Source organism: Parabacteroides caecihominis, from assembly GCF_023656785.1.
Classification (GTDB): Bacteria; Bacteroidota; Bacteroidia; order Bacteroidales; family Tannerellaceae; genus Parabacteroides; species Parabacteroides segnis.
The window spans coordinates 241,541-266,808 of record NZ_JAMOKS010000002.1; the positions used below are offsets into that span (position 1 = coordinate 241,541).

Consider the following 25,268-nt stretch of genomic DNA (forward strand, 5'->3'; position numbering starts at 1 on the left):
AATTATTTACCGAACGAAATCCCCATTCTTTCTCCCTGAACGATCAGATCATGTTCCGGAGTGACCAGTTTTAATTTGCCGGCCACTTCCGACAAGGCTATCGATTCCACATTATTTCCTTTCATGCAGACCATACGCCCGAACTGACGGTTGGCAATCAACTCCGTCGCATGTCCTCCCAGGCGGGTAGCCAGATTACGGTCAAAAGGTGAAGGATTACCGCCACGCTGGATATATCCCAGCACCGTATCACGGGATTCTATTCCGGTTGCCGCCTCAATCGTACGGGTGATATAATCGGAAGGACGCTTCTTATCGGGCGTTTCCACTCCTTCGGCAACGACTACAATCGAATAGGGTTTGCCACGATGGGCACGGTCGAGAATCGTCTGGTTTACTTTGTCCATATCATATCCCAGTTCGGGAAGCAGTATCACATCCGCACCTCCCGCCATTCCGGCATAAAGAGCGATCCAGCCGGCATGATGTCCCATTACCTCCACTACCATGACCCGTTTATGCGAACTGGCAGTAGAATGCAAACGGTCGATCGCATCCGTCGCAATATTGACAGCCGTATCGAAACCGAACGTTATATCCGTTCCCCACACATCATTATCGATTGTTTTAGGAACACCAATAATATTCAAACCAAGGGCAGAAAGCATTCCGGCTGTCTTCTGTGTACCGTTTCCACCAATACAGACCAGACAGTCTAATCCTAATTCTTCATAATTCTGTATAATAACCTGAGGTTTTTCACTTTCACCGGAGGCGAGTAGTTTACGGAACGGTTTTTCGCGGGAAGTACCCAGGATCGTTCCGCCCAGGTTCAGTATACCGGAAAGACTACGCTCGTCGAACGATTGAATATCTTTGTTCAACAAGCCAACAAAACCACTATGAATTCCGACCACTTCCATACCATAATGCATTATGGCAGTTTTACCGACACCACGAATCGTTGCGTTTATACCGGGACAATCACCTCCCGAAGAAAGGATACCTATTTTCATTGTTTTGTTAATTATGTATACGACAAAGATATAAATAAAAAGAGAATGCCTACATTTGCAACCTATACAAATAAAAAGAGCATGGATATTTTAACAAATACAATATCACTACTCTTCCGCCCCCGTCAAAAGGAGATAGAAAAATATGGGCAGGAGACCGACCGGCTGCAACGCAAGCAGCTACGGTCGTTATTATCGGCAGCCCGCAACACGGAATGGGGGTTGAAATATGATTATAAAAGTATCAAAAGATATGAAGATTTCTGCCAGCGTGTCCCGTTGCAGATATATGACGACATAAAGCCTTACGTTACACGGATGATTAACGGAGAAAGGAACATACTCTGGCCTTCGGTAGTAAAGTGGTACGCCAAAAGCAGCGGCACCACGAACGACAAAAGTAAATTCCTTCCCGTCACTCCGGAAATATTGCAGGGCTGTCACTACAAAGGTGGTTTCGACACGGTTGCCCTCTATCTGAGAAATAATCCGGAAAGTCATTTTTTCTCCAAAAAAGGATTGATTCTGGGCGGTAGCCACAGTCCTTCTCCTTTAAATCAAAAATCCCATTGCGGCGATCTGTCCGCAGTTCTGCTACAGAACCTTAATCCGCTGGTCAACCTGATGCGTGTTCCGGCTAAACGGATTATTCTGATGGATGAATGGGAAAGCAAAATAAAAGCGATCGTAGACAGTACATGGAATAAGGACGTAAACAGTCTTTCCGGTGTTCCTTCATGGATGCTGGTATTAATCAAGTCTGTTCTGAAAAAGACCGGACGGGACTATCTGACCGAAGTCTGGCCCAATTTGGAAGTATTCTTCCACGGAGGTATCAGCTTCGAACCTTATCGGGAACAATATAAAGCCCTCATTCCTTCGGACAAGATGCATTATATGGAAACGTACAATGCTTCGGAAGGATTTTTCGGCATACAGGATGATCCGGCGGATCAGAGTTTGCTGTTGATGCAAGATTACGGTGTATTCTACGAGTTTATCCCTATGTCGGAAGTCGGTATGCCCAATCCAACCATTCTGCCGTTGGAAGCAGTGGAGACAGGAAAAAACTACGCGATGGTCATCACGACCTCCGGCGGACTATGGCGTTACCAGATTGGAGATACGGTACGTTTTACCTCTCTTTTCCCGCATAAATTCGTTATTTCGGGAAGAACCAAGCATTATATCAATGCTTTCGGAGAGGAATTGATGGTCGATAATGCCGACAAAGCAATCAGTAAGGTCAGCCGGCAGACCGGAGCTATCGTCAAAGAATATACAGCAGCCCCTCTTTTTATGCTCGACAAGGCGAAAGGCCGTCATCAATGGTTTATCGAATTTGAAAAGATGCCTCCTTCCATGGAAGAGTTCGCTTCATTACTGGATAAAACATTACAGGAATTAAACTCGGACTATGAGGCCAAACGTTACAAGGAAATATCTCTTCAACCGCTGGAAATCACAATCGCCCATGAAGGAGCTTTCTACGAATGGCTCAAAGAAAAAGGTAAATTAGGTGGCCAGCACAAAATTCCACGTCTCAGCAACGACCGGACACATATCGAACAATTACTGGCTATCAATAAGCAGTTATCCTGATTATCAAAACGAATAAGAGAAATAAACTCCTCCTCCCTGTTCATTAAAGGTCGGAGCAATAACCATATTTTGAGCCGCTTTACGGTTTATCTTACGGGCAATAGCGTTACGAATAGGGAAATAGGTGAGATAAGCCAGTTCGACGGACAAAATACCGAATCCGGCTCCGGCGACGACATCGGCTACCCAATGCCGGTTATTATATAATCTGGAACCCGCAACAAAAAGGGCCAGGGCATATCCTGAATAAGCCAATATAGGGCTGCTGTCCTTAAACTCTTTATAGGCCATATGTGCCCCTAAAAAAGCATTCGCCGTATGTCCGGAAGGAAAAGAATACGGGCCTCCGTCCGGACGTATTTTTTTAACCGTATATTTCAGGGTACGTGTCATAACGGCATTCATCCCTTCCGCCAGAGTGACAAGGAAAAGCTGGTCCACCCAGTTATGCTTCTCCTTCCCCATCAGGTCGCAGACAAATACCCAGCCCAGCATCCCCCACTCCATATAATCATCGAGATGAATTTTCTTAACATCGCTTTTCCGCGAGAAAAGATGAAAATCATTCATACCGTCAATAGCTGTACCGACTGCCCCGACTGTAATCAGCGAAGCCGGAAGTATCAGATGTTTCGCATTGAATTTATACTCGATAACAGGCATCTTCTGTTTTAAACTGTCAGGCAACACAGTCTCATTTTGTGCACAGAGAGGCGACAGACATGCTATTATCAGAAAAATTACAGTAAAAAGAGCTGTTCTCATTCCTTGCAGGCTTTATTTTATTCAAGCCACAAAGGAACAAAAAATAACTTATCTTTGTTTCTATATAGTATAATGATATCCGTTTATAAACAAATTAAAAACATTCATTCTGATGAAAAGAACAAACAACGGGCCTATCCTATCTGCCCTTATCCTTTGCACAGGCCTTCTTTTTTCCTGTGGACAACAGAAAGCGAAACAAGAATCCCAGGCTGAAAACGAATCTGCCGAAATGGTTGGAAATGATAAAGACGAACATGGCTGTATTGCTTCTGCCGGTTATACCTGGTCGGAAGTGCAACAAAATTGTATCCGCCTTTTTGAATCGGGAATACGACTGGAAGCCACCGATGGTAAATCATCCGCTTATATCGTTTTCAGCCCGGACTCATTAAAGGCTGAGTTATTTTTCTCAAACGGTACACCGAATGAAATACTCGACCGCCGCTCGCTTCCCGCCGGAGGTTATGCCTGGAATATAGAAGACGATGACACTAAGAATATACGTCTCGAAGATGGTATATGGACAATTAGCCAGCGCCAAAAAGAAATATACCGGCAAGACAAGGCGGAAAGCGATGACTCCCTGGGTAAAATGCAAACGCTCACTTATGAAGGTGAGTTGCCTTGCGCCGATTGCCCGGGCATCCGTTACGACCTGACAATCCGTAGCCGTGAACATAGCGGTGATGGTACGTTCTCTCTTTCACAGACTTACCTGGAAGCCGAAGACGGTAAAGATGTTACTTTCGTCACTACCGGCAAACGAATGACATTGCGTGGAATACCCGGAGATGAGAATGCCACCGTCTGGCAGTTGATTTCCGATAATGGCGATGAAACAACGAATTTCCTTTGCGAGAATGATTCTACAATCACTTTGATTGGAGATGATTTCAAAAAAGCAGAATCCGGACTGAACTATAGTTTAAAACGAATAAAGCAGTAATCCTCCTGCGCTCACTAAAAGTTGTGAATTTCATCGGGTTTTAATATATTCTATTCTGTTTTTTTAATCAGAGAGAAATATATTCAGTAACTTTGTCGACTAGTCAACCTCCGAAATTTATAGGCTATGGCGAATGATGAAAGTTCACTGACAGGCATGAAGCAGTTCCTGGAACTCCTTCCTGATACCGTTTTAATAGTTAATAAAGAAGGTTTTATTGAAGACCTACTTAATTATCAGCCCGAAATATCTTTGTTCCTTACGCCTCAACAGCAAAAAGGGCAAACTATCCGGGAGCTGTTTAGCTATAAGAATTTAAGAGGTAATTCCGGAAATGAACTCCTGAATGCATTTCTGGATACGATGAAAACCCGTAAATCGAATATAATTCATTACGAAGTAGAGAATGAAAGCCATATTGGTTATGCCGAAGGATATATAATTCCTTTCCAAGATTATACTTTCGGCATATTCCGAAATATGACCAAACGGGTAGAAGCCCAGTTAGAGACTATCAATGAAAAGAACAAACTGGCAATGGCTTTAAAAGCCGGAAACTTGTCGGTGTGGTCTTATCTTCCCGAAAGCGACTCTTTCGATTTATCTGATGAAAATACCGTGCCACAGCCGGGAATGAAACTATGGGATGTCACCAAACAACTGGTTCCCGAGGACAGAGAACGTCATGTCAAACTGGTCACCGACATTGTTGAAGAGAAACACGAACAAAGCATCGAACAATTCCGCCTGTTAACACCGGAAGGAGAAATACGCTGGTATGAGATTTATTCAATGGGCATACGTGGAGAGGACGGGAAGATAGACCGTCTAATCGGTACCCAAAAAGATATCACAGACCAGAAAAATAAGGTGCAGGAACTGATAGAGAATCGTCAGCAACGTGATTTACTCCTACAAATCACAAATATGATTATCTGGGAATATGACAATCAGACCGGCATATTTTCTTCTGCCGGAGAATCCGTATTTTTCAATCAGGATACGACAATAAAGGATATTTATAAAGCAATTGCCCCCGAACATCAGGAAACCTATTTAAAGGCATTCGACGATATTCTGAATAAACGTTCCGAACTTTTGAATATTCAATTCTGCATAAAAGGTCTTGACTGTTCATACCGATGGGTCAGACTAATTGCCAAAGTTTCTAAATATGATAAAAACGGAAATGTCCTCAAACTAATCGGGACACGCGAAGAGATTACAGAAGAGATAGAACGCGAACAAAGATTCCGCAATTACATACAACGCAGCGACCTGGCTATTCAGGCTGCCAATATTATCCAATGGGATTTGGATATCAAGACACAAGAATATACGCGAATATATCCCGATCCGGTCGATCCCGGTAATTTCATCCGCGGATCGTTCAGCTTCACTGTTCACCCGGATGATCGTCTTATTTTGCAAAAGGAACAAGAAAGACGTGCCCGTGAATGCAAAGGATACAGTAACCTGCATTTACGCGTCATGCTGGACGGAGATACGGATTATCGTTGGATGAATACTTTCTCCGTTCCGTTGGAATATACTCCCGACGGAAATCTTAAAAGCGTAACAGGCCTTCTGATCGATATCACACATATTGAAAAAGTAGAAGAAGGCAACCGGATGAAAATGGCTTTCCTTGCTAATATGAGCCATGAAATACGGACACCGCTGAATGCCATTGTCGGCTTCTCCCAGCTTCTCGCCCAGACAGATGATCATGAGGATAAAGATGAATTTATCCGGATTATCGAAGAAAACAACGATTTGCTACTACAGATTATCAACGACATACTCGACATATCCAAAATCGATGCGGGAAAAATGACCTTCAACTACAGTGATTTTGATATTACAGAAGTCATTGCTGATTTGAAGCAGGTCTATGATTCGCACTTACCATCGCAGGTAAAACTTATCTGTAACCTGCCTTATAAAAAGTACATTATCCATTCCGAAAAGAACAGGCTGATACAGGTAATCACCAACTTACTGAACAATGCAGCCAAATTCACCTCGGAAGGCTCTATTACAATCGGCTATGAAGTCATTCCAAACGGATTATCTTTCTATGTTTCCGATACAGGAAAAGGGATAGATAAGGAGAATTTAAACCATGTATTTGAACGATTCACCAAATTCGACAAGTTCGTTCCCGGAACCGGACTCGGCTTATCTATCTGCCAAATGATTGTCAACAAGCTGGGTGGCGAGATGTCCGTTGAATCGGAATTTGGGAAAGGGAGTACTTTCCGGTTTACAATAGCATGTGATATAAAATCATCAGACCTTCTCAAAAAATAGATTTTGAAAAGGTCTGACAATGCTATTCAAAAGGCAGATTAATTCTCTACCTTCACATCGCGCTTCTCGTCGAAGCCGCCGTCAAACTGATTATCCTTGATCTCTGAATGAATCACACGCTGGAAGAAAAAACGGTGCTTGTTCCAGTGGAAAGCCGGATATTGATTATTCTGTTTGATTGTGTTGTTGCGGAAAATCAGGCCATCTACCGATTTAGCATACAGGATCGGGGCATCGAATGTTTCAAACTCGTTATTTTCAATGACGATATTACTATGGAAATATTTTTTCTGGTCTTTCAGGTCGGGTATTTCCGGATAGATTGAAATAACGGCATTTGTGAACTGGAACATATTCGTCAATGAATTGATGAATTTATTGTTACGAATCTCCACATCATGGCAGGCACCGGTCTCAAACCAACCATTACAGTCACCACAGAGCAGAATGGCCGTACCGGATGTATGGTCGAATACATTCTTTTCAACAATCGTTTTCTTCGGTGTGCTGAACAGGGAACCACGGGCACGGTTATTACGGATTACGTTGTCTGCAAAATAAACTTCAGGAGTCCACTCCAAATTCTCGACACCGAATGTTCCTTTCTCACTGATAGCCGGATCAATCGGTTTCTCAAAAACAATCTCAAACACTTTAGCTCCGTGAGCACTTGGCTTATCCAACGCTTTGATGGCTGTAACCTTATTCGGGTCGCCGATTATCTCCATTGTTTTCGAGTCGATAAACTGTACGGCATTACCAGGAAATCCCCATTCAAAACCATAGCTTTGCGGATGCATGTATTCACCTACCAGCGTTTTATCATCTACACGTTTCTGGATTTTCAGATAAGTTCCGTGTACATTGATGGCATCGTCCATCATACCTTCGTACAAGCCGCCTACAGAAACGATTTTTCCTTTACAACCGGAGAAATGAGTAGCATCTGCCTGCGTCGTGAAGTAACGGGGATCGTTATCACCACGAAGACATACGGAGAATTTATCCAGTGTGATATTCTCACTCATCTGCGCCAGTAATCCCATACCTTCCGCATAATGAACCTGGATGTTTTCAAGTGTTGTATTCGTATCATAAGAAACAAAGATACCCGGTGTCGGACGTCCCCAGCCGCGCATGGCAACAACTGTCCCCGGAATCAGTTTCTTATTATTCCATTTGGTTGATTTAAGCACGCGGGGAGAAACTTCCGATACGCCTTTAGAACCGACAGCAATATCGCTGGTTGTATAAACAAGGCGTTTGGTATCTCCTTCAAAGGCGATACCCCAAGCCGGAGCATGCTCCCAACCTTCACCTTTGGCATAAAATACACTGTCACGGATTTCATATTCCACCCAGGGAGCCACCTCATAAGTAATGGCACCGGCAACCGTATCGTTCTCCAATATCTTCACCTGGCTGATATGCGGATTATCAAAGTCGATACTAAAATTCTTCAAGGTGCAGTTTTCCGAATTAATCAGTGAAACAGGTAACATACGGCCATGAAAAATCAATTCCGAACCTTGTGCATCGAAAATGACATTCTTCATGTTCTCAAAAGGCAGTCCCACCAGCTTCGGATTATCCTGGTCGTGGTTAGAGATAAAATATTCCTTTTGCGCTGCACCTTCGGGATAGAAATCATAGCGGCCTTTAGGGAGTACGATTGTTATCGTATCATCGCCTGTATGGGAGGCGGCTATCTGTTCCAAAGCCTTCGCCATCAAAGGGGAAGCATTATCTTTCTTGTCGGGAGTCAGACCAAAGTTCGACAAGTCATACTGATTCTTTGTCTGGGAACAGGAACAGAGCATGGCCAGACAGCATAAAATACCAATAAGAGTACGAGAGTTTTTCATATTATTCATTTTCTAAACATTAACCCGACAAATATACGGATTCTTTGCAACTTTGTTGCACCTCATAACCCCTACCTTTGTATCAGGAAAAACAAATAAAACATGACAGATATGGGACATTGCAGTTGTAATCATTGCCATACGGAACGTAAAAGAAAAGTTTCGCCTTATCTTCTTCCGGCAATTTCTTTCGGGATGCTACTGGGAGGAATTGCGATGCAGGTAGCGGAGGCCGGATTCTTCGACCCAATCGTCAGATTTATATGGTATGCACTCGCTTATCTGCCGGTCGGGCTTCCAGTGATGAAAGAGGCGGTTGAAAGTATTCGCGAAAAAGAAATATTCAGTGAATTCACGCTTATGTGTATCGCTACACTCGGCGCATTCTATATCGGGGAATATCCGGAAGGCGTGGCTGTTATGTTATTCTATTCCGTCGGCGAACTGTTTCAGGAAAATGCATTGTCGAAGGCCCGTAAAAATATCAGTGCACTGCTCGACGTCCGGCCCGAAACAGCAGTTGTTATTCGTGATAACGAACGTGTTCCGTTAGCTCCGGCCGATGTAATTCCGGGAGAAATCATAGAGGTGAAAGCCGGAGAAAGAGTTCCTCTCGATGGTAAATTACTCAGCGGGACCGCTTCCTTCAACACCGCAGCACTTACGGGAGAAAGCGTTCCACGAACGATTAGTCCGAATGAAAATGTCTTGGCCGGAATGATTGTGACCGATAAGGTAATCCGGCTGGAAGTAACCAAACCATATAACCAAAGTGCCTTGGCACGTATTCTCGAACTGGTGCAGAATGCATCCGAACGGAAAGCGCCGGCCGAACTGTTTATCCGTAAATTTGCCCGCATTTATACACCAATCGTAACCGGACTGGCTTTTCTGATTGTCCTTATACCTTATCTTTATTCACTGGTACAGCCGGACTTCCTGTTCATCTTTAACGACTGGTTATACCGTGCGCTGGTATTTCTTGTTATCTCTTGTCCCTGTGCATTGGTTATCAGCATTCCACTGGGATATTTCGGAGGGATCGGGGCGGCTTCGCGGCAAGGCATCCTTTTTAAAGGAGGGAATTACCTGGATGCCATCACCAAAATAAACACCGTAGTATTCGATAAAACAGGTACGCTCACCAAAGGAGTCTTTGAAGTACGAAGCCTGTCTACTGAAAATAACGTTCCTGAAAAAGAACTGCTCCGTATCATTGCTTCTGTCGAAAGCCGGAGCAACCACCCTATTGCCAAAGCGATCCTGGCATACGCCCAAGAGCAGCAGGTAACAATCGACACAACCATCGATACGACCGAACTGGCTGGTTACGGATTAAAAGCAATAGTCGACGGGAAAGAAGTATTAGTAGGTAACCCCCGTCTGTTAGACTCGGAAGGAATTTTGTTTCCTCCTAATGAAACAAGTGTTTCACCATATAGAAACAACTGTTTCATTAGTATGAAACAGAATCCGGATACCGTGGTTGTCTGTGCAATCGACCGGCAATACGCTGGTTATATCCAGCTTGCCGATACGCCCAAAGAAGATGCTGCGGAAGCTATCAAACAATTAAAAGACTTAAATATTAATAACCTGGAAATATTATCAGGCGATAAACAAATTATTGTTTCTAAATTAGCTACACAATTGGGGATTCCCCGGGCCTACGGTGACCTGCTGCCGGAAGGAAAGGTCGCCCACCTGGAAGTATTGAAGCAGGACAAAGCAAACAAAATCGCTTTCGTCGGCGACGGGATAAACGATGCGCCAGTCCTTGCATTAAGCGATATAGGCATTGCCATGGGAGGCCTCGGTAGTGATGCCGCCATCGAAACGGCCGACGTCGTAATACAGACCGACCAACCCAGCAAAGTGGCAACGGCAATTCGCATCGGAAAGTTTACACGTACTATCGTGTGGCAAAACATAACATTGGCCTTCGGTGTCAAACTGATTGTTCTGATGCTGGGAGCCGGAGGGATTGCTACCATGTGGGAAGCGGTTTTTGCCGATGTCGGTGTTGCTTTGCTGGCAATCCTCAATGCCGTACGAATATTAAAGACGACTAAAACAGATTGATATGGATGCTTATTTAGATATATTGAAACAAAGAGAAATCAGACCGACAGCCATCCGCCTGCTTATCCTGAAAGCGATGATGCAGTTTGAAAGGGCTTTCAGCCTGCTCGATCTGGAGAATGAGTTGGACACGGTAGACAAATCGACCGTATCAAGGACTATCAACCTTTTCCTGGACCATCACCTTATCCATTGTATCGACGACGGTTCGGGTTCTTTGAAATATTCGGTTTGCGGTAACGATTGCAATTGTTCCGTCAGTGAACTTCATGCGCATTTTTATTGTTTGAAATGCCACAGGACATTCTGCCTGCGGAATATTCCGGTACCGATGGTCGAATTACCCCGTAATTTTACGCTGGAAAGTATCAACTATGTATTAAAAGGTTGCTGCGAAGATTGCTCAAAATAGACAAAGGCATTATCTTTGCATTCTGTCTTCCTCAGTATTACGATGATACAGGTAAAGACAAAGCAACTTTTAAAGTATGAACAGATATGGAACATCCATTAAGTATTTACAACACGCTCACAAGAAAGAAGGAACAATTTATCCCGTTGCATGAACCCCACGTAGGCATGTATGTCTGTGGTCCGACGGTCTATGGCGATGCGCATCTGGGACACGCCCGCCCGGCTATCACATTCGACCTGTTGTTCCGTTATCTTACACATATAGGATACAAAGTACGTTATGTACGCAACATTACCGACGTAGGTCATCTGGAACATGATGCCGATGAAGGTGAAGACAAAATTGCCAAGAAAGCCCGTCTGGAACAGTTGGAGCCGATGGAAGTGGTGCAGTTCTACCTGAACCGTTACCACAAGGCGATGGAGGCCCTCAACGTGCTTCCTCCCAGCATCGAACCGCATGCTTCGGGCCATATCATCGAGCAAATCGAACTGGTAAAGAAGATTCTTGACAACGGATATGCTTACGAAAGCGAAGGCTCCGTTTATTTTGACGTAGAGAAATACAACAAAGACCATAATTACGGTATCCTTTCGGGCCGTAATATCGAAGATATGCTGAACACGACCCGTGCGCTGGACGGCCAGGACGAGAAGCATAACCCCATCGACTTCGCCCTCTGGAAATGTGCACAGCCGGAACATATCATGCGCTGGCCTTCTCCGTGGAGCGACGGTTTCCCCGGATGGCATTGCGAATGTACGGCGATGGGTAAGAAATACCTGGGACAGCATTTCGATATTCATGGGGGTGGCATGGACCTGATCTTCCCGCACCATGAATGCGAGATTGCACAGGCTGTCGCTTCACAAGGAGATGATATGGTTCACTACTGGATGCATAACAATATGATTACCATCAACGGACAGAAGATGGGTAAATCGCTCGGTAACTTTATCACGCTGGATGAGTTCTTCACCGGCGACCACAAAGTGTTGAGCCAGGCTTATTCGGCCATGACAATCCGCTTCTTCATCCTCCAGGCACATTACCGCAGTACGGTAGATTTCAGCAACGAAGCCCTGCAAGCCGCAGAAAAAGGATTGAGCCGTCTGATGGATGCTTACAACCATCTGCAAAAGCTAACAGCTTCGGATGCCTCGACAGTAGATGTGAAAGACCTTCGCAAGAAATGTTATGACGCTTTAAATGATGACCTGAACTCTCCGATTGTCATCTCTCATCTGTTCGATGCCGCCCGCGCCATCAATTCCGTAAAGGATGGCAAAGCGACTATCTCGGCTGAAGACCTGAAAGAGTTGAAAGAAGTATTCCACACTTTCGTATTCGACATCCTGGGAATGAAAGACGAAGCATCTGCCGGAGGCGACAATTATGAGACATTCGGTAAAGCTGTAGACCTCTTGCTGACTATCCGCCAACAGGCAAAAGCCAATAAGGATTGGGCTACTTCCGACAAGATACGTAACGAACTGACTACCATGGGATTCGAGATTAAGGATACCAAAGACGGAGCAGAATGGAAGCTAAGTAAATAATCAATCAGTCAATGTGCCAATATGCCAATCGGAGTATCTTTCATTGGTACATTGGCATATTTTCAAATTAGCATATTATCGTAATGACAATAAACGAATTTCTTCAAGGCGACAAATTTGCCTTATTTGCCGGGGTAGAATTATTGGAAACGGGCAATGGTTATGCCAAAGCCCGTATGGAGATAAAACCTATGCACCTGAACGGTGGCGGTGTCTGCCAGGGAGGTGCCATCTTTACGCTGGCCGACCTGGCGTTTGCGGCAGCTACCAACAGCCATGCCCGGCTGACATTGTCCATCACTTCCAATATCAACTTCTTCAAGGCCGAAAGCAAAGGATTCCTTTATGCCGAAGCACGGGAAGTATTCAGCCATAAACGGCTTGCCAACTGCGAAGTGAATATCACGAATGAAGCCGGAGAACTGATTGCTACGTTCAGCGGCTCCGGATACAGGAAAGACACGGAACTTCCGTTTACACCGATAGAATAAAATGAAATGTCAATCGACAAACAGATATAAAATACATTATCTGTCTGAATAATAAACGTATAACAGAATAAGAAGAGATGAATATGTCAACTCCTTATTTTGTTATACGTTTTTGTTTTCCCTACATTTGCTCTTCCTGAAACAATAAATACACGAATTATGAAACACATGAAAGTCGGAACAAGTACTGCTATTTTATGTATCGGAATCGCCTTATGTGCCTGCGGCGGAAAACAGGGAAACACACAAACGGAAGAAACAGCCGAGACAACTCCGGCAAAGCCCGTCATCATCGAAACGAGCCAGTTGAATCCGGGCATACAAAACACAGAAATACGTACAGCCGATCCCGCCAATCCTCCTGTCGTACTGGACTTCACAACCAAGCTGCCTGTCCGGCCTTTCTCACTGAAAGAGCATTTCAACAAGGCAACCTGCGTCACTCTAAAAAATCCACTTTCCCCCGACCAAGGAAGTTTCCTGTATGATGCCAGTATCATCGTCTCTTACGACCGCGGTATGAGCAGTGCCGGAGGAGTAAATACAAACGTACAACTTCTGGAAAACCGGATTCTGACAAGTGACCTTTTCGGTACTTTCTGTTTCGATTTAAACGGACAGCTCACAGATACGCTGCTTATCTCCCGCATTGACGAACTGAAATACGATCCTACCACCCAGAAACTGGAATTTCATGCCAACAATAGGAAAAGCACAATCAACGGAATTACACTGGAACCCGGAAACCAATACCGTTATATGGAAAGGGACACCGTCAACAAATACAATAAAATGGTCTGGAAGTCAATTGAAGACGGCCGCCTGATCGAAGAAATCCGCTTCATTGACCCCAAGCAGACAGCCTTCCTGACCAGCCTGGACGATTCAACCTTATTTAATATCTCCGGCGATTTCATGTCACCGGTCATGTTTACGACATTCAACAAGAACTCATACGACACGTTATGCGTATTCGGTAATTATAATCTCCCGACCGTCAAGTTAAGTGGTCCGTATGCTTTTCCCGAAAGCTCCTGGAGTTACCGGAACAAAGACAAAGCCTATTTCAGACAAGCATTCAACGATACAATCTTCAGCGTCTCCTCACCCAACCGTTTATACCCGGAATATATCTTGCAATTCGGAGATAAGAAATTAAATATCGACAACGGACTATACGGGGATAAGTCTCAGAAATACGTAGCCAAAAGCTGGGTCGATACGGATCATTTCATACTCTTCACGTATTCGAAAAACTACGATTGTCCGAATACACGCAATGAGAAAAGCGTCTTCTATTCGTATGCATTATATAATAAAGATAATAAACAGCTATCGCTTATTCAGGATGAAAACAATTACCCGGAAGAATTTCTTTTGCCGGCAGAAATGCCGAACGGTATCCCTGTTATCTTAGGCGAAATCAGTTGGCAGGATAATAAACTGTTTACCAGCTATACCAAGAGGAAACTGGAAGCCCTGCAAAAGATGAAAAACTTCTCCAAATTACCGGCGGAACAACAGGAACGCGTCCGCCAGCTGGCCGATTCATTGGCTGATAATGAAATGATAGTGATGATACTTGAATAAAAATCAGAAAAAGGCTTGTACTCTGCAAATAAAAGTACAAGCCTTTTTTATTTCAGTTTATCCAATAAACGCAAGGGATTTTGACGACAGTCCCAAATAAGAGCTATATTAACAATGTTATTCTCCTCATAATAGATTATTTTATAATTACCTTCTATTAATGATCTGTAACATTTCATGCGCCCAGACAATAAATCTACCACTTCTCCCATTTGAGGGAACAATGCTAAACGATCTGCTGCATCCACTATCGCATTAAACACATTAACAGCCACAGATTCGCTTTTTTGCTCACTATAATAAGTATAAATTTCGTTCAACTCATCAAGAGCCGGTTCAGTCCAGACTACTTCTGTTGCCATAACTTCAATCGTTCACGAACCTGTTCAGTTGTAAAAACACGACCTTCCCTTACAGCCTTTTCTGCCTGGTCCAAACGCTTATTTACTTCTTCAAGCGTATAGGCACAAGGTCTTTGGTCTTCTGTCGAAGCCAGTTTCTTGACCTTTTTGTAGGCGGCTTCCAGGCGGCTCATCAATTCTTCATTGTCGATCGTATTGATTATATCCTGTATCAGGTTCAACTTACGTGCCTGTAATTCCAAGTGTGTCATATTCATACCCTTTCTTTAAATGATCGACAACAAATGTACGCTATTGCCGTCAGATTAGCAAATAGCGTACATTTTATTTCACTCGTACCGCAACGACCGGGCAGGTTTGCTAAGGATTGTTTTAGCAGTCTGCCAGCCTATGGTCAACAGGGAAATCACACACAACAAAATCACCGGAACCAGGAAGAACCAGGCTTTCCAGTCGGTGCGGAACGAATAATTGCTCAGCCAGCCGTCCATGACCCACCAGGAGAGAGGAAGAGCTATCACTATCGCAATGCCGATCAGGATAAAGAACTCACGTCCCAGTTCATAGAACAACTGTATTTTGGAGGCACCTAAGACTTTACGTATACCCATTTCACGAACACGGGTCGAACAGGAGAACATCACCAGCACCCAAAGTCCCATGCAGGAGATGAAAATCGCCAGTATCGCAAAGAGAGCTACAATCAACCCGAACACCTCATCCTGCCGGTATTGCTGGTCGAAGAACTGGTCGAGGAAGAAGTAATCGTAGCTGGAATCCGGGAAATAACGGTTCCAGACCGTCTCCGCCTGCTTCACCAACTCACGGGGATTGGCATTCTCCATCACCACGGAGATATAACGCTGCTTCATCCAGCTCAGTTTGTCGTGAAGGGCAAACAGGATAGGCGTATAGCCTTTATTCAAAGACTGTTGATGATAATCTTTCACCACACCGATAATCTTCATCGGCTGGTCCACCGTCTCCACGGAAAGGCGTTCGCCAATCGCGGCATCAGCCGAGGCAAAGCCCAATGTACGGACGGCCGCCTCATTCAGGACGATATTATATACATCTCCCCCAAAGTCTTCGCCGAAACCACGGCCAGCAACAAACTTCAAGTCATAGGCATCCAGATAATAGTAATCGCAATTGAGCATTTCCAACAGGCGGGTTTGCTTTGTGGCGTCGCTCAGGCGGACGATAGACAAGAAATCCGTCACCTCCGTACCCGGAACAGCACCGGAAACCGTCACATTCTTTACGGAAGGCAACGCCTTCAACTCCCTTTTCATCGCCGTCAGCTTCGTGGACAGGTCCTCGCAATGCGCCGGAAATTTCAACACCAACGTCTGGTCCACACGGACACCCAGCGATGCCTGACGCATAAACTGCAACTGTGCATACACGATCAGCGTTCCGCAGAGCAAAGCCATCGACGCCGTATATTGCAAAACGACCAGCACCTTACGGGTCGTTGCCGCATTCTTCGTATGCGTGAATTTCCCTTTCAGCATCCGGATTGGCTTAATGCCGGACAAAATCGTCGCCGGATAGAAACCGGACAGGAACACGCCCAGAGCGAAAATCAACAACAGCATCCACCCCAACGAGGTCGTCACCCACACGGAGAATCCCAGGTCACGCCCGGTCAGGTTGTTAAAAGCAGGCATCAACGCCTCCATCAACCCGATAGCCAGGATAAAGGCAACCCCGTTCGTTATCAGCGATTCGAACAGGAACTGTGCCACGATTTGCCGGCGGCTCGCCCCAGAAGCCCGGCGTATGCCGATTTCTTTAGCCCGTTCCATCGAGCGGGCAACCGTCATATTGATATAGTTAATCCAGGCAATACACAGAATAGCCAACGCCGTACATATCAGTACCAGCATGGAAGAACTGTTACCCTTCGTCTCCGGTTCATACGCCTTCTGCGGATTCAGATGGATATCGCGCAGGTTGGTCAATTCGATTGCCCAGGTCTTATTTTTCAGTGCCTCATCCGTCTTGTATTTCTCCGCCATTGCGGGGAAGGCCTCTTCCACCTGTTTCTTCAGGGCGGGCGACTTCAGGAGGACGTATGAGTACACTTCATGGCGGTACCAGTATTCGTCCATCCATTTCGGAAGAGTTTCGTAGGAGATCATCATGCTGTAACGCACGTGCGAGTTGACAGGCATATCTTTCATGATACCGGTTACTTCGCACGCCTCTTCGCCGATATTGCTGCGGAAAATCAGTATCTTCCCAATCGGGTCGGCCCCTTTGAAATATTTATTGGCGATGCGCTCGGTTATCACCACCTTGTTCGGCCCGTCGAGGCAGGTATTCTTATCGCCTTTCAGTAATTCATAATCGAAGAAGTTGAAATAATTCTTCTCGGCATACCCGATGCCAGTCTCACGGTAGAGCAGTTCGTTGTATTTCACGACCTGCTCCGGATAGTACTGGCTGCCGACGCGGGTATAATCCTCCACGCCTGCCAGGTTACGCTTCATAGCGGTGGCGTAGCCGGCCGAACTGCTTGCCCAGTTATCCGTCAGTTCGCCGTTTTCGTAGAAACGTGCTTCCACGCGGAAGATGCGGTCGGCACGGCTGTGCATATTGTCGTAGCTGTACTCGAAAGCCACGTAGGTCAGAATCAGCAGGGCGGCCGCCATACCGATTGCCAGGCCGATTATATTGATTGCACTGAAGCCTTTCTTTTTCGTCAGGCTGCGCAGGGCACTGTTCCAATAGTTTGATAGAATCATGTTTATATTGTTTGAGTGTTCAGGGTAATAGAACCTTATTTTATACGGGTGTCGTATATTACCGTATCCGGTCCTCCGATACAATCCGCCCGTCCAGCAAATGAATAACCCGGTGGGCATACTTCGCATCCCGCTGGGAATGGGTGACGATAACGACCGTCGTCCCCTGCCGATTCAGTTCGCTGAGCAATTCCATTACTTCGAGGCCGTTTGTCGAATCCAGATTACCCGTCGGCTCATCCGCCAGAATCAGGGGGCAGTCCGTTACCACTGCACGGGCAATAGCCACACGTTGCTGCTGGCCGCCGGATAACTGCTGCGGGAAATGGCCGGCACGATGGGCGATATTCATACGTTCAAGCACCTCCATCACCTTCTTTTTACGTTCGGACTTCTTGCCGTTCAGATAGACAAGGGGCAGTTCTACGTTTTCATAGACCGTCAGTTCGTCAATCAGGTTGAAGTTCTGGAATACAAAGCCGATATTCCCCTTACGGAAAGAAGTCAGCTGGCTCTCGCTCATCTTATCAATCTCCTTTCCGTCGAAGAAGTATTTGCCCGAAGTCGACGAATCAAGCGTTCCCAGGATATTCAGCAAGGTGGACTTGCCGCAACCCGAAGGGCCCATGATAGCCACAAACTCGCCTTTCTTTATCTCCAGGCTTACTTCATTCAATGCTTTGGTCTGTACGTCTTCTGTGGTGAAGAGCATAGACAGGTTCTCTGTTTTAATCATATGTTCCTATTTATAAATTATTCACTCCTTAAAATATACATCGGTTTCAGGCGGATGATGCGCCATACCTGCCGGGCAATCGTCCCGAAAGCGATGCACATCAGCAGCACGAACGCCACCACATAACTCCACCAGGGCAACGGGATATGAAACGCATAACTTTCAAGCCAGTTATTCATCAGGAAAGCGGACACGGGAACGCCTATCACGGACGCTAGTACCGTAAGGAGCAATAATTCACGCGTCAAAACTACAAAAAGATTCCTTTTCCCTGCTCCCAGCACCTTACGTATTCCCACTTCCTTTACCCGTGAGAAGGTCGAGAAAAGCGTGATTACCCACAATCCCAGACAGGCGACAAAGACGGCCAACAAAGACGATGCGGCAAATATCCATCCGAAATTCCGGTCTTCCTTATACTGGTTCCTATTGAAATCGTCGAGGAAGAAATAGGAGAACAACGAAGTCGGGAAGAAATCGCGATAGATTTGTTCTATCTCCGCCAGACGGGCCGGACCGGCCACACCGTCCATGCGGATGGAAATATAGGGTGTCCCGATAATCGGAACGCGGTCTTTCAGGAAGAAGATGATTGGCTTATAAGGGACAGCCAGCGACTGTTGGTGATAGTTCCTCGCCACCCCTATCACCTGGAGAGGGTCTTGCAGCACTTCCATCGTCAGTTGTTTGCCTAAAGCCGCTTCCGCAGAAGGGAAACCCAGGAGGCGGACGGCCTCTTCGTTCAGCACGACCTTATTCAGTTCATCTCCATACTCTTCCGAGAATCCCCTGCCGCAGACCATCTCCGGCGAATAGGTAGCCAGGTAATCGTAATCGACAGCGAACATCTGAACCAGCTTCACCTCGGACGGGTCGCTGCCGAACGGACGGTTGGCAAAATAATTGGCAACCTCCACCCCCGGCACAGCACCGGAAACAGTCACCTGGCGGACATACGTCTTCCGCTTCAGTTCTTTCTTGAAACTTTCCATCCTGACGGACAGTTCATCTGTAAAGGAGGGATATTTCAATACGACTATCCGGTCCGTCCCGGAAGAAGCGGCCTCATTCTGCATGTAGCGAACCTGTGAGATAACGACAAACGTGCCCGTTATCAGGATAAAGGAGGCGACAAACTGCACGACAATCAATGTTTTCCGCATCTTATTGCCTTTCCGGCTATGCAATAACTTCCCGCGTATAATATCCGACGGACGGATGCGTGTCAGCAGATAGGAAGGATATAAGCCGGTGAAGAGCGTCCCGAGCCCGGCAATAACCGCTACGGCCAGCCAGAACTGCGGTTGTACTAATATATCGGCACCAAAATCATGTTCCGCCCAGGTATAGACAAGCGGCAGCAATACCTCCAGCCAACCGAGCGCAATCAAGGTTGCCAGCAGATTGACGATGCCGGCTTCCGTCAGTCCCTGCAACAGCATCTGCCGGCGGGAGGCACCGAAGGCTTTACGGACCCCGAACTCTTTTCCTCGTTCCAGGAAACGCGCCACCATCAGGTTCAGCGCATTGACCCAGCCTGTCAGCAACAGGGCAATCGCCATCACCGAAAGGATATACACAGCGGTACGGCTGCCTTTCGTCTCCTTCTCATACGACTTCTGCGGAGTCAGATGAATATCTTTCAACGGGATTAATTCCACCTTCCAATTCTTATGCTTCAAGGCTGCGGTTTTGTATTTATCTGAAATAGCAGCAAAGGCATTTTCTATATCTTCCGGTTTTTTCCCCGGTTCCAGGCGGACATACGTATAGACGCCGTGAATATACCAAATATCCTGCCGCTCCTTCGGTATCGTGGAATAAGACAGCAGGAAATCATAATGCAAATGCGAATTGGCCGGCATGTCGGCAATAATGCCTGTCACTTCAAAATGTTGTTCGGCTGTCGACGTGCGGAAGGTCAGGATTTTGCCCAACGGCTCCGCCTCGCCGAAATAACGGTGGGCGGCACTTTCCGTCAGCACGGCGGTATTGGGGCGGGTCAGCTGGCCGTCTCTCTCCCCTTTCAGAATGGGGAAACGGAAGAGGTCGAAAAAGGTAGGTTCGGCAAAACAATAGCGGCTTTCGGCGAACTGCTTATCCTGGTAGGTAACCACCTGCTCCCGGTCCTGGGCGGTCAGCCGGACGAACTTTTCGATGCCCGGTATCTCCCGGCTCATCACCGGACCGTGGCCGAATGCAGTCGTCGCCCAGTTATCCGTCAGCGTTGCTCCCTCATACAAACGGCTTTCGACACGGTACACGCGGTCGCCGTCATGGAAAGAGTCGTAGCTCAGTTCGAAACGGACATAGAGCAGAATCAGCAGGGCGGCCGAGATACACACGGACAGGCCAAAGATATTAATCACCGAAAGTGACTTGCGGGCCCGCTGGCTTTTTATGACTTGGGAAAGATAATCCATATTTATCCTTTCTGTTATCTGATAATCAATCGTTCGTTTTCCCCGAAGAGTTCATAGCCGGAGATAATCACTTTCTCTCCCGGTTTCACTCCTTCGGTCACTTCATAATACTGCGGATTCTGGCGGCCTATCTTCACCGGACGGCGGCGGGCGACGGTCTCGTCCTCATCCACGACATATACATACAGGCCGCCGCTTGCCTGGTAGAAGCTGCCGCGGGGAATCAGGATGGCCTGTACGGGGTCACCCAGTTGCAGGTTCAGGTGATAGGTCTGCCCGGCACGGATATTCTCCGGGCGTCCTCCGGTAAAATGAAGGTCGGTACGGAACTGCCCGTCGCGCACTTCGGGGTAGACTTTCGTCACTTCCATGTCGTAGGTCTTCCCTTCACGCTCGAAGCTGGCGGGGAGGCCGGGCATCACCCGTTCCACATAATGTTCGTCAATCTTGGCCTCCACCTTCAGTTCGGGGGTGATGACCTGCCCGATACGTTCCCCCTGGGCGATGGACTGCCCTATCTGTGCTTCGAGATTGCCCAGCTGGCCGCTGACGGGCGCTTTCACCTTCAGGTTCTCCAACCGTTCGCGGACAAGGGAGAGGCTCCGTTTCATGTTCCGGATATTCTCATCCAGGCTCTCCAGTTGGCTGCTGCGGAAAAGGTCGTCCTGGCGGATACGTTGGTCCAGCACGACAAGCTGATCGCGGGCGCTTTCGTAGTCTTCCTTTGCCAGCAGGAAATCTTCGCGGGCCAGGAGTTGTTTGTTATACAGGCGTTCGTATTGCCGGTAACGGCGGTCCTTCTGTACCAGTTCTTTGTTGAGGCTGATACGGTCCTGTTGCAGGCGCAGATGTTCCTGTTCCATGCTGATGCGGGTGTTACGGAGTTCGTTCTCCTGATAGGCAAGGTCTGCCTCGCTTTGCAGGATACCGATATTCAGCAGCGGGTTACTCAGGCGGAGGATAACATCGCCGGCCTTGATCTGTGCCCCTTCTTCTATCAGGCGTTCTTCCACCCGGCCGCCCTCGATGGCATCAAGGTAGATGATACGGTCCGGGAGCACCTGCCCTATCACACGGATATAATCATTAAACTCACCCTGGACGATGGTGGAGATGGTCAGCCGTTCCTTGTCCACTTTCATGGAGGAAGAGGTATCGCGGAAAATAAAGTAAAGCAGGCAGACCAGGAAGAAAGCGCCTCCTGTCATCGCATACAGATGTTTCTTCTTCAAACGGGATTTCCGTTCGATAGGGGTGTCCATGTTGTTATTCATATCTGTTCTTTGTTGTTATTTTACTAAAAATGAACCGGTACGGTAAAACTCGACCATCCGGTGTTTCAGGTCATATTGCAGCCGGGTACGGGCCAGTTCTGCTTTGGCCTGGATATACAGGTTCCGTTTCTCCATCAGTTCGAAGACGGAAACCATCCCTTCCTCCCACTTCTCCTCGTTTTCTTTGAGGGTGGTTGCAGCTGCCTGCAATTGCAGTTTCGCCTGGTGATGTTCCTCTGCCGAAGCCTGTAAGGAAAGGCAGGCATCTTCTATCTCCTTATATAAGGATATTCGTTGCTGGTCGTTGTTATTCCTTACCTGTTGCAGGCGGAAACGCTCTTTCCTGACTGCCGTAAAGCGGGACAAACCGCTGAATATAGGGAAAGATACCCGCAGACCGATATATTTGTTCCAATTGTTTTTCATCTGCTGCCCGAACGAGGAGATATGTCCGTCCGCATCGCGTTCCGTATCATAGTAACTCGAATAAAGACTGAAATCTGCCCGGATGGAAGGCGAGAAAGCTCCCGACGCGATGGCGAGCGACTTTCGCGACGCCTGTTCCCGCAAATCCATCATCCGGAACTCGGGAAGCGCAGTCTCCGACTCTGCATACACTTCCGGAGCCGAATAGCCGGCAAGAAGCGGCAACTCGCTGTCATCCCCCTCTCTGTCACTAACGGATAAAGAGTCCGAATCGCGCATCTGCAACAACTCTTTTAGTGCAAGAAAAGAAAGACGCTCCGTCTTCTTCTTCACCGTCTCCTGATAAATATCGCTCTGCAAACGGGCTTTCACCTCCTGAAGGTCAGAAGGAGAACGAAGGCCGAGGTCCACATATTCAAGCATCTGCTCATGGTAACGCTCGCTTAGCTTACGTTGTTCGGCAGCCAGGGCACTCATCTTCCTGTCAAAGATATATACATAATAAGCGTCCATCACCTCGAAAGCCACCCGATTCTCCTCCGCTTTCCCGGCAACGCAGCTCAGTTGCCTGTTCAGCCGGGTGAACTGCGCCCGGTTGATACGTTTGAATCCGTCGAAGACAGGCAATGATATATCGACCCCCAGCGTACTTTCCACGAAGGAAGAGGTGGTATACAAATTCGTTTTCGGGTCGACCGAACGTCCCATCCGTTTCCCGAAAGCCCCGCTGGTACTAACCGAAGGCAGGAAATCACCTATCGCCGCCGTAAAGTCTTCGTGAGCGATACGGGTATCCAGCCGGCTGTTTTTCAATGCCAGGTTCCTCTCCAGCGCATAGCGCATGCAAGAATCGACACTCCAGGATTCCTGTGCACCTGCTCCCACTGCCGAACCAAACAGCAACAGGCAGGCTAACCTCCATCCATATTTAATTGTTATTTGCATTTTCATCATGCACATATAAAGGCAAAAGGCGTGCCACATTTTACGCTGATTGATTATCAAAACGCACAAAAGAAACAGCCTCGCAAGGTGTAAAATATATGGACGCCCGATTGTCAAAAATATGGACGCTGATGTGTCAATCATAAAAGAACAAGCCCTCCCCCTGTGCCTGATACGGGGCCAGCACAGTAGTGTTACCCTCACCAGCACTACTGTGCTGACTGCCTTAGCATACGAGTGCTAATCGGATTAGGACTATAGTGTTATATTATCCTGTTATTAGTGTCAAATATTTTGACGCTCATTTGCATAGTACCCCGGAAGCCAATACCTTTACGGAAAAATTAATCGTATGCAAACCGGAACAGTTCTCATTGTAGATGATAATAAAAGTGTATTGACTTCGCTCGAATTATTATTGGAAGATGAATTCGAACGGGTAGAGACCGCCTCCAACCCGAACAGCATCTTATCCGTGCTGGATACGATGCCGGTCGACCTTGTCATTCTAGATATGAATTTCTCCGCAGGCGTAAACACCGGAAACGAGGGCCTGTTCTGGCTACGCCGTATCCAGGAAATAGCCCCCGAACTGCCGGTCATCATGCTTACCGCCTACGGAGATGTGGAACTGGCTGTCAAAGCCTTGAAAAGCGGAGCCGTTGATTTTATACTCAAACCCTGGGACAACGAAGTCCTGCTCGAAAAGATACACGCCGCCTTACAAGCCGTAGAACGGGAAAAGGTCAAACAGAAGACCGACCGTAACCGTCCCGACCGCCCTGCGGAACCAGCCATGATCATCGGCCACTCCGCCGTTATGATGAAGCTGATCAAGGTCGTGACCAAGGTTGCCAAAACAGATGCGAATATCCTTATCACCGGCGAGAACGGTACGGGTAAAGAAATGCTCGCCCGCGAAATACACCGCCTGTCGCTCCGCAGCCGCCGGGAAATGATCAACGTCGACATGGGAGCCGTCAGCGAATCCCTTTTCGAAAGCGAACTGTTCGGACATGAGAAAGGTGCCTTTACCGATGCCCGCGAAAGCCGTCCGGGTAAATTCGAGGCTGCCAGCGGAAGCACCCTGTTTCTGGATGAGATAGGCAACCTCCCGGTCGGCCTGCAAGCCAAACTGCTCGCCGCCCTGCAGAACCGCGAAGTCACCCGACTGGGAAGCAACCGTAAAATCCCGATCGACATACGTCTGATCGCCGCCACCAACCGCGACCTGCCGGAACTGGTGAAGCAGTCTCTTTTCCGGGAGGACCTCTACTATCGCATCAACACCATACAAATAGAAATACCACCTCTCAGGAACCGCCGGGAAGACATTCCCCTTTTCATCGACTACTTCCTGAAAAAGTATACGGCCCTGTACAATCAGCCGGGCCTGACCATCCACCCACAGGCAGCGGCCAAACTGGAACGTTACAATTGGCCGGGCAACATACGCGAGTTGCAACATACCATCGAGAAAGCAGTGATCCTGGCCGAGAAGAATGTAATCCGTGCCGCTGACCTCTTTATCCGTCCCGGAAAATCCGTCTCGTTCTCCGATACCCCCAACCTGGGAGAAGTGGAGCGCAAGACGATCGAGGCGGCTATTACCCAGAACGACGGCAACCTGACCGCAGCAGCCGAACAACTGGGGGTAAGCCGGCAGACCTTATATAACAAACTAAAACGGTTCAACCTGTGA

19 protein-coding genes are annotated in these 25,268 nt (G+C 47.1%); 9 read left to right on the forward strand and 10 right to left on the reverse strand.

Features of this window, described 5'->3' with window-relative positions; genetic code table 11:
- Positions 1-2 precede the first annotated feature (2 nt).
- Complete coding sequence (locus NBH14_RS02075; RefSeq protein WP_009860665.1) at positions 3-1,016, reverse strand: ATP-dependent 6-phosphofructokinase; 1,014 nt, start codon at positions 1,014-1,016, stop codon at positions 3-5.
- A gap of 81 nt (positions 1,017-1,097) precedes the next feature.
- On the opposite strand from NBH14_RS02075, the gene NBH14_RS02080 reads away from it, so the two are divergent.
- The gene (locus NBH14_RS02080) at positions 1,098-2,618 is read left to right on the forward strand and encodes a GH3 auxin-responsive promoter family protein (RefSeq protein ID WP_128132736.1); all 1,521 of its coding nucleotides are present in this window, start codon (positions 1,098-1,100) and stop codon (positions 2,616-2,618) included.
- Positions 2,619-2,621: 3 nt separating this feature from the next.
- Here NBH14_RS02080 and NBH14_RS02085 read toward each other — a convergent pair whose 3' ends face one another.
- Positions 2,622-3,383 carry a phosphatase PAP2 family protein gene (locus tag NBH14_RS02085; protein ID WP_186958048.1) on the reverse strand — a complete coding sequence of 254 codons (762 nt, stop codon included), beginning with the start codon at positions 3,381-3,383 and terminating at the stop codon, positions 2,622-2,624.
- 112 nt (positions 3,384-3,495) lie between these two features.
- Between NBH14_RS02085 and NBH14_RS02090 the strand changes: the two genes are divergently transcribed.
- Both NBH14_RS02090 and NBH14_RS02095 read left to right on the forward strand, forming a co-directional pair.
- Positions 3,496-4,332, forward strand: coding sequence for a copper resistance protein NlpE N-terminal domain-containing protein (locus tag NBH14_RS02090; RefSeq protein ID WP_186958047.1), 837 nt, complete (start codon positions 3,496-3,498; stop codon positions 4,330-4,332).
- A gap of 126 nt (positions 4,333-4,458) precedes the next feature.
- Positions 4,459-6,645 (forward strand): PAS domain-containing sensor histidine kinase, encoded by a 2,187-nt coding sequence (locus NBH14_RS02095; RefSeq protein ID WP_186958046.1) that lies wholly within the window; start codon positions 4,459-4,461, stop codon positions 6,643-6,645.
- 38 nt (positions 6,646-6,683) lie between these two features.
- On the opposite strand, the gene NBH14_RS02100 is transcribed toward NBH14_RS02095, so the two are convergent.
- Entirely contained in the window at positions 6,684-8,465 is a 1,782-nt protein-coding gene (locus NBH14_RS02100; protein ID WP_250817112.1) for a right-handed parallel beta-helix repeat-containing protein, read from the reverse strand.
- A gap of 156 nt (positions 8,466-8,621) precedes the next feature.
- Between NBH14_RS02100 and NBH14_RS02105 the strand changes: the two genes are divergently transcribed.
- The 5 genes from NBH14_RS02105 to NBH14_RS02125 all read left to right on the forward strand — a co-directional run bounded on the left by NBH14_RS02105 (position 8,622) and on the right by NBH14_RS02125 (position 14,647).
- Positions 8,622-10,592 (forward strand): heavy metal translocating P-type ATPase, encoded by a 1,971-nt coding sequence (locus NBH14_RS02105; RefSeq protein ID WP_128132791.1) that lies wholly within the window; start codon positions 8,622-8,624, stop codon positions 10,590-10,592.
- A 1-nt stretch (position 10,593) separates the two neighbouring features.
- Positions 10,594-11,004: a Fur family transcriptional regulator gene (locus tag NBH14_RS02110; RefSeq protein ID WP_128132735.1), complete on the forward strand. Its 411-nt coding sequence runs from the start codon at positions 10,594-10,596 to the stop codon at positions 11,002-11,004.
- Between the two features lie 86 nt (positions 11,005-11,090).
- A complete protein-coding gene (gene cysS / locus NBH14_RS02115) occupies positions 11,091-12,566 on the forward strand; it encodes a cysteine--tRNA ligase (RefSeq protein ID WP_128132734.1) in 1,476 nt (491 codons plus the stop codon).
- A gap of 83 nt (positions 12,567-12,649) precedes the next feature.
- Positions 12,650-13,057 carry a PaaI family thioesterase gene (locus NBH14_RS02120; protein ID WP_128132733.1) on the forward strand — a complete coding sequence of 136 codons (408 nt, stop codon included), beginning with the start codon at positions 12,650-12,652 and terminating at the stop codon, positions 13,055-13,057.
- Positions 13,058-13,216: 159 nt separating this feature from the next.
- Positions 13,217-14,647 carry a DUF4933 domain-containing protein gene (locus NBH14_RS02125; RefSeq protein WP_186958043.1) on the forward strand — a complete coding sequence of 477 codons (1,431 nt, stop codon included), beginning with the start codon at positions 13,217-13,219 and terminating at the stop codon, positions 14,645-14,647.
- Positions 14,648-14,694: 47 nt separating this feature from the next.
- Here the strand turns inward: NBH14_RS02125 and NBH14_RS02130 are convergent, their stop codons facing one another.
- From NBH14_RS02130 to NBH14_RS02160, 7 genes are all read right to left on the reverse strand, one after another.
- Positions 14,695-15,009, reverse strand: a complete 315-nt coding sequence (locus NBH14_RS02130; protein ID WP_128132730.1) for a type II toxin-antitoxin system RelE/ParE family toxin — start codon at positions 15,007-15,009, stop codon at positions 14,695-14,697.
- Positions 14,994-15,260 (reverse strand): hypothetical protein, encoded by a 267-nt coding sequence (locus NBH14_RS02135; RefSeq protein ID WP_128132729.1) that lies wholly within the window; start codon positions 15,258-15,260, stop codon positions 14,994-14,996. The genes NBH14_RS02130 and NBH14_RS02135 overlap by 16 nt, the downstream gene beginning before the upstream one ends.
- A 78-nt stretch (positions 15,261-15,338) precedes the next feature.
- A complete protein-coding gene (locus tag NBH14_RS02140; RefSeq protein WP_128132728.1) occupies positions 15,339-17,762 on the reverse strand; it encodes an ABC transporter permease in 2,424 nt (807 codons plus the stop codon).
- A 58-nt stretch (positions 17,763-17,820) separates the two neighbouring features.
- A complete protein-coding gene (locus NBH14_RS02145) occupies positions 17,821-18,498 on the reverse strand; it encodes an ABC transporter ATP-binding protein (protein WP_186958041.1) in 678 nt (225 codons plus the stop codon).
- A 17-nt stretch (positions 18,499-18,515) separates the two neighbouring features.
- Positions 18,516-20,921 carry an ABC transporter permease gene (locus NBH14_RS02150; RefSeq protein ID WP_128132727.1) on the reverse strand — a complete coding sequence of 802 codons (2,406 nt, stop codon included), beginning with the start codon at positions 20,919-20,921 and terminating at the stop codon, positions 18,516-18,518.
- 14 nt (positions 20,922-20,935) lie between these two features.
- Positions 20,936-22,183, reverse strand: a complete 1,248-nt coding sequence (locus tag NBH14_RS02155) for an efflux RND transporter periplasmic adaptor subunit (RefSeq protein ID WP_186958148.1) — start codon at positions 22,181-22,183, stop codon at positions 20,936-20,938.
- A gap of 27 nt (positions 22,184-22,210) precedes the next feature.
- Positions 22,211-23,566: a TolC family protein gene (locus NBH14_RS02160; protein ID WP_233566572.1), complete on the reverse strand. Its 1,356-nt coding sequence runs from the start codon at positions 23,564-23,566 to the stop codon at positions 22,211-22,213.
- A 352-nt stretch (positions 23,567-23,918) separates the two neighbouring features.
- On the opposite strand from NBH14_RS02160, the gene NBH14_RS02165 reads away from it, so the two are divergent.
- Positions 23,919-25,268, forward strand: coding sequence for a sigma-54-dependent transcriptional regulator (locus NBH14_RS02165; protein ID WP_128132725.1), 1,350 nt, complete (start codon positions 23,919-23,921; stop codon positions 25,266-25,268).

What these genes read in the sequence shown, in the direction of transcription:
- NBH14_RS02075 (WP_009860665.1), bottom strand. Translation starts at nt 1,016, where the DNA reads ATGAAAATAGGTATCCTTTCTTCGGGAGGTGATTGTCCCGGTATAAAC.
- NBH14_RS02080 (WP_128132736.1), top strand. Translation starts at nt 1,098, where the DNA reads ATGGATATTTTAACAAATACAATATCACTACTCTTCCGCCCCCGTCAA.
- NBH14_RS02085 (WP_186958048.1), bottom strand. Translation starts at nt 3,383, where the DNA reads ATGAGAACAGCTCTTTTTACTGTAATTTTTCTGATAATAGCATGTCTG.
- NBH14_RS02090 (WP_186958047.1), top strand. Translation starts at nt 3,496, where the DNA reads ATGAAAAGAACAAACAACGGGCCTATCCTATCTGCCCTTATCCTTTGC.
- NBH14_RS02095 (WP_186958046.1), top strand. Translation starts at nt 4,459, where the DNA reads ATGGCGAATGATGAAAGTTCACTGACAGGCATGAAGCAGTTCCTGGAA.
- NBH14_RS02100 (WP_250817112.1), bottom strand. Translation starts at nt 8,465, where the DNA reads ATGCTCTGTTCCTGTTCCCAGACAAAGAATCAGTATGACTTGTCGAAC.
- NBH14_RS02105 (WP_128132791.1), top strand. Translation starts at nt 8,622, where the DNA reads ATGGGACATTGCAGTTGTAATCATTGCCATACGGAACGTAAAAGAAAA.
- NBH14_RS02110 (WP_128132735.1), top strand. Translation starts at nt 10,594, where the DNA reads ATGGATGCTTATTTAGATATATTGAAACAAAGAGAAATCAGACCGACA.
- cysS (WP_128132734.1), top strand. Translation starts at nt 11,091, where the DNA reads ATGGAACATCCATTAAGTATTTACAACACGCTCACAAGAAAGAAGGAA.
- NBH14_RS02120 (WP_128132733.1), top strand. Translation starts at nt 12,650, where the DNA reads ATGACAATAAACGAATTTCTTCAAGGCGACAAATTTGCCTTATTTGCC.
- NBH14_RS02125 (WP_186958043.1), top strand. Translation starts at nt 13,217, where the DNA reads ATGAAACACATGAAAGTCGGAACAAGTACTGCTATTTTATGTATCGGA.
- NBH14_RS02130 (WP_128132730.1), bottom strand. Translation starts at nt 15,009, where the DNA reads ATGGCAACAGAAGTAGTCTGGACTGAACCGGCTCTTGATGAGTTGAAC.
- NBH14_RS02135 (WP_128132729.1), bottom strand. Translation starts at nt 15,260, where the DNA reads ATGACACACTTGGAATTACAGGCACGTAAGTTGAACCTGATACAGGAT.
- NBH14_RS02140 (WP_128132728.1), bottom strand. Translation starts at nt 17,762, where the DNA reads ATGATTCTATCAAACTATTGGAACAGTGCCCTGCGCAGCCTGACGAAA.
- NBH14_RS02145 (WP_186958041.1), bottom strand. Translation starts at nt 18,498, where the DNA reads ATGATTAAAACAGAGAACCTGTCTATGCTCTTCACCACAGAAGACGTA.
- NBH14_RS02150 (WP_128132727.1), bottom strand. Translation starts at nt 20,921, where the DNA reads ATGGATTATCTTTCCCAAGTCATAAAAAGCCAGCGGGCCCGCAAGTCA.
- NBH14_RS02155 (WP_186958148.1), bottom strand. Translation starts at nt 22,183, where the DNA reads ATGGACACCCCTATCGAACGGAAATCCCGTTTGAAGAAGAAACATCTG.
- NBH14_RS02160 (WP_233566572.1), bottom strand. Translation starts at nt 23,566, where the DNA reads ATGCAAATAACAATTAAATATGGATGGAGGTTAGCCTGCCTGTTGCTG.
- NBH14_RS02165 (WP_128132725.1), top strand. Translation starts at nt 23,919, where the DNA reads ATGCAAACCGGAACAGTTCTCATTGTAGATGATAATAAAAGTGTATTG.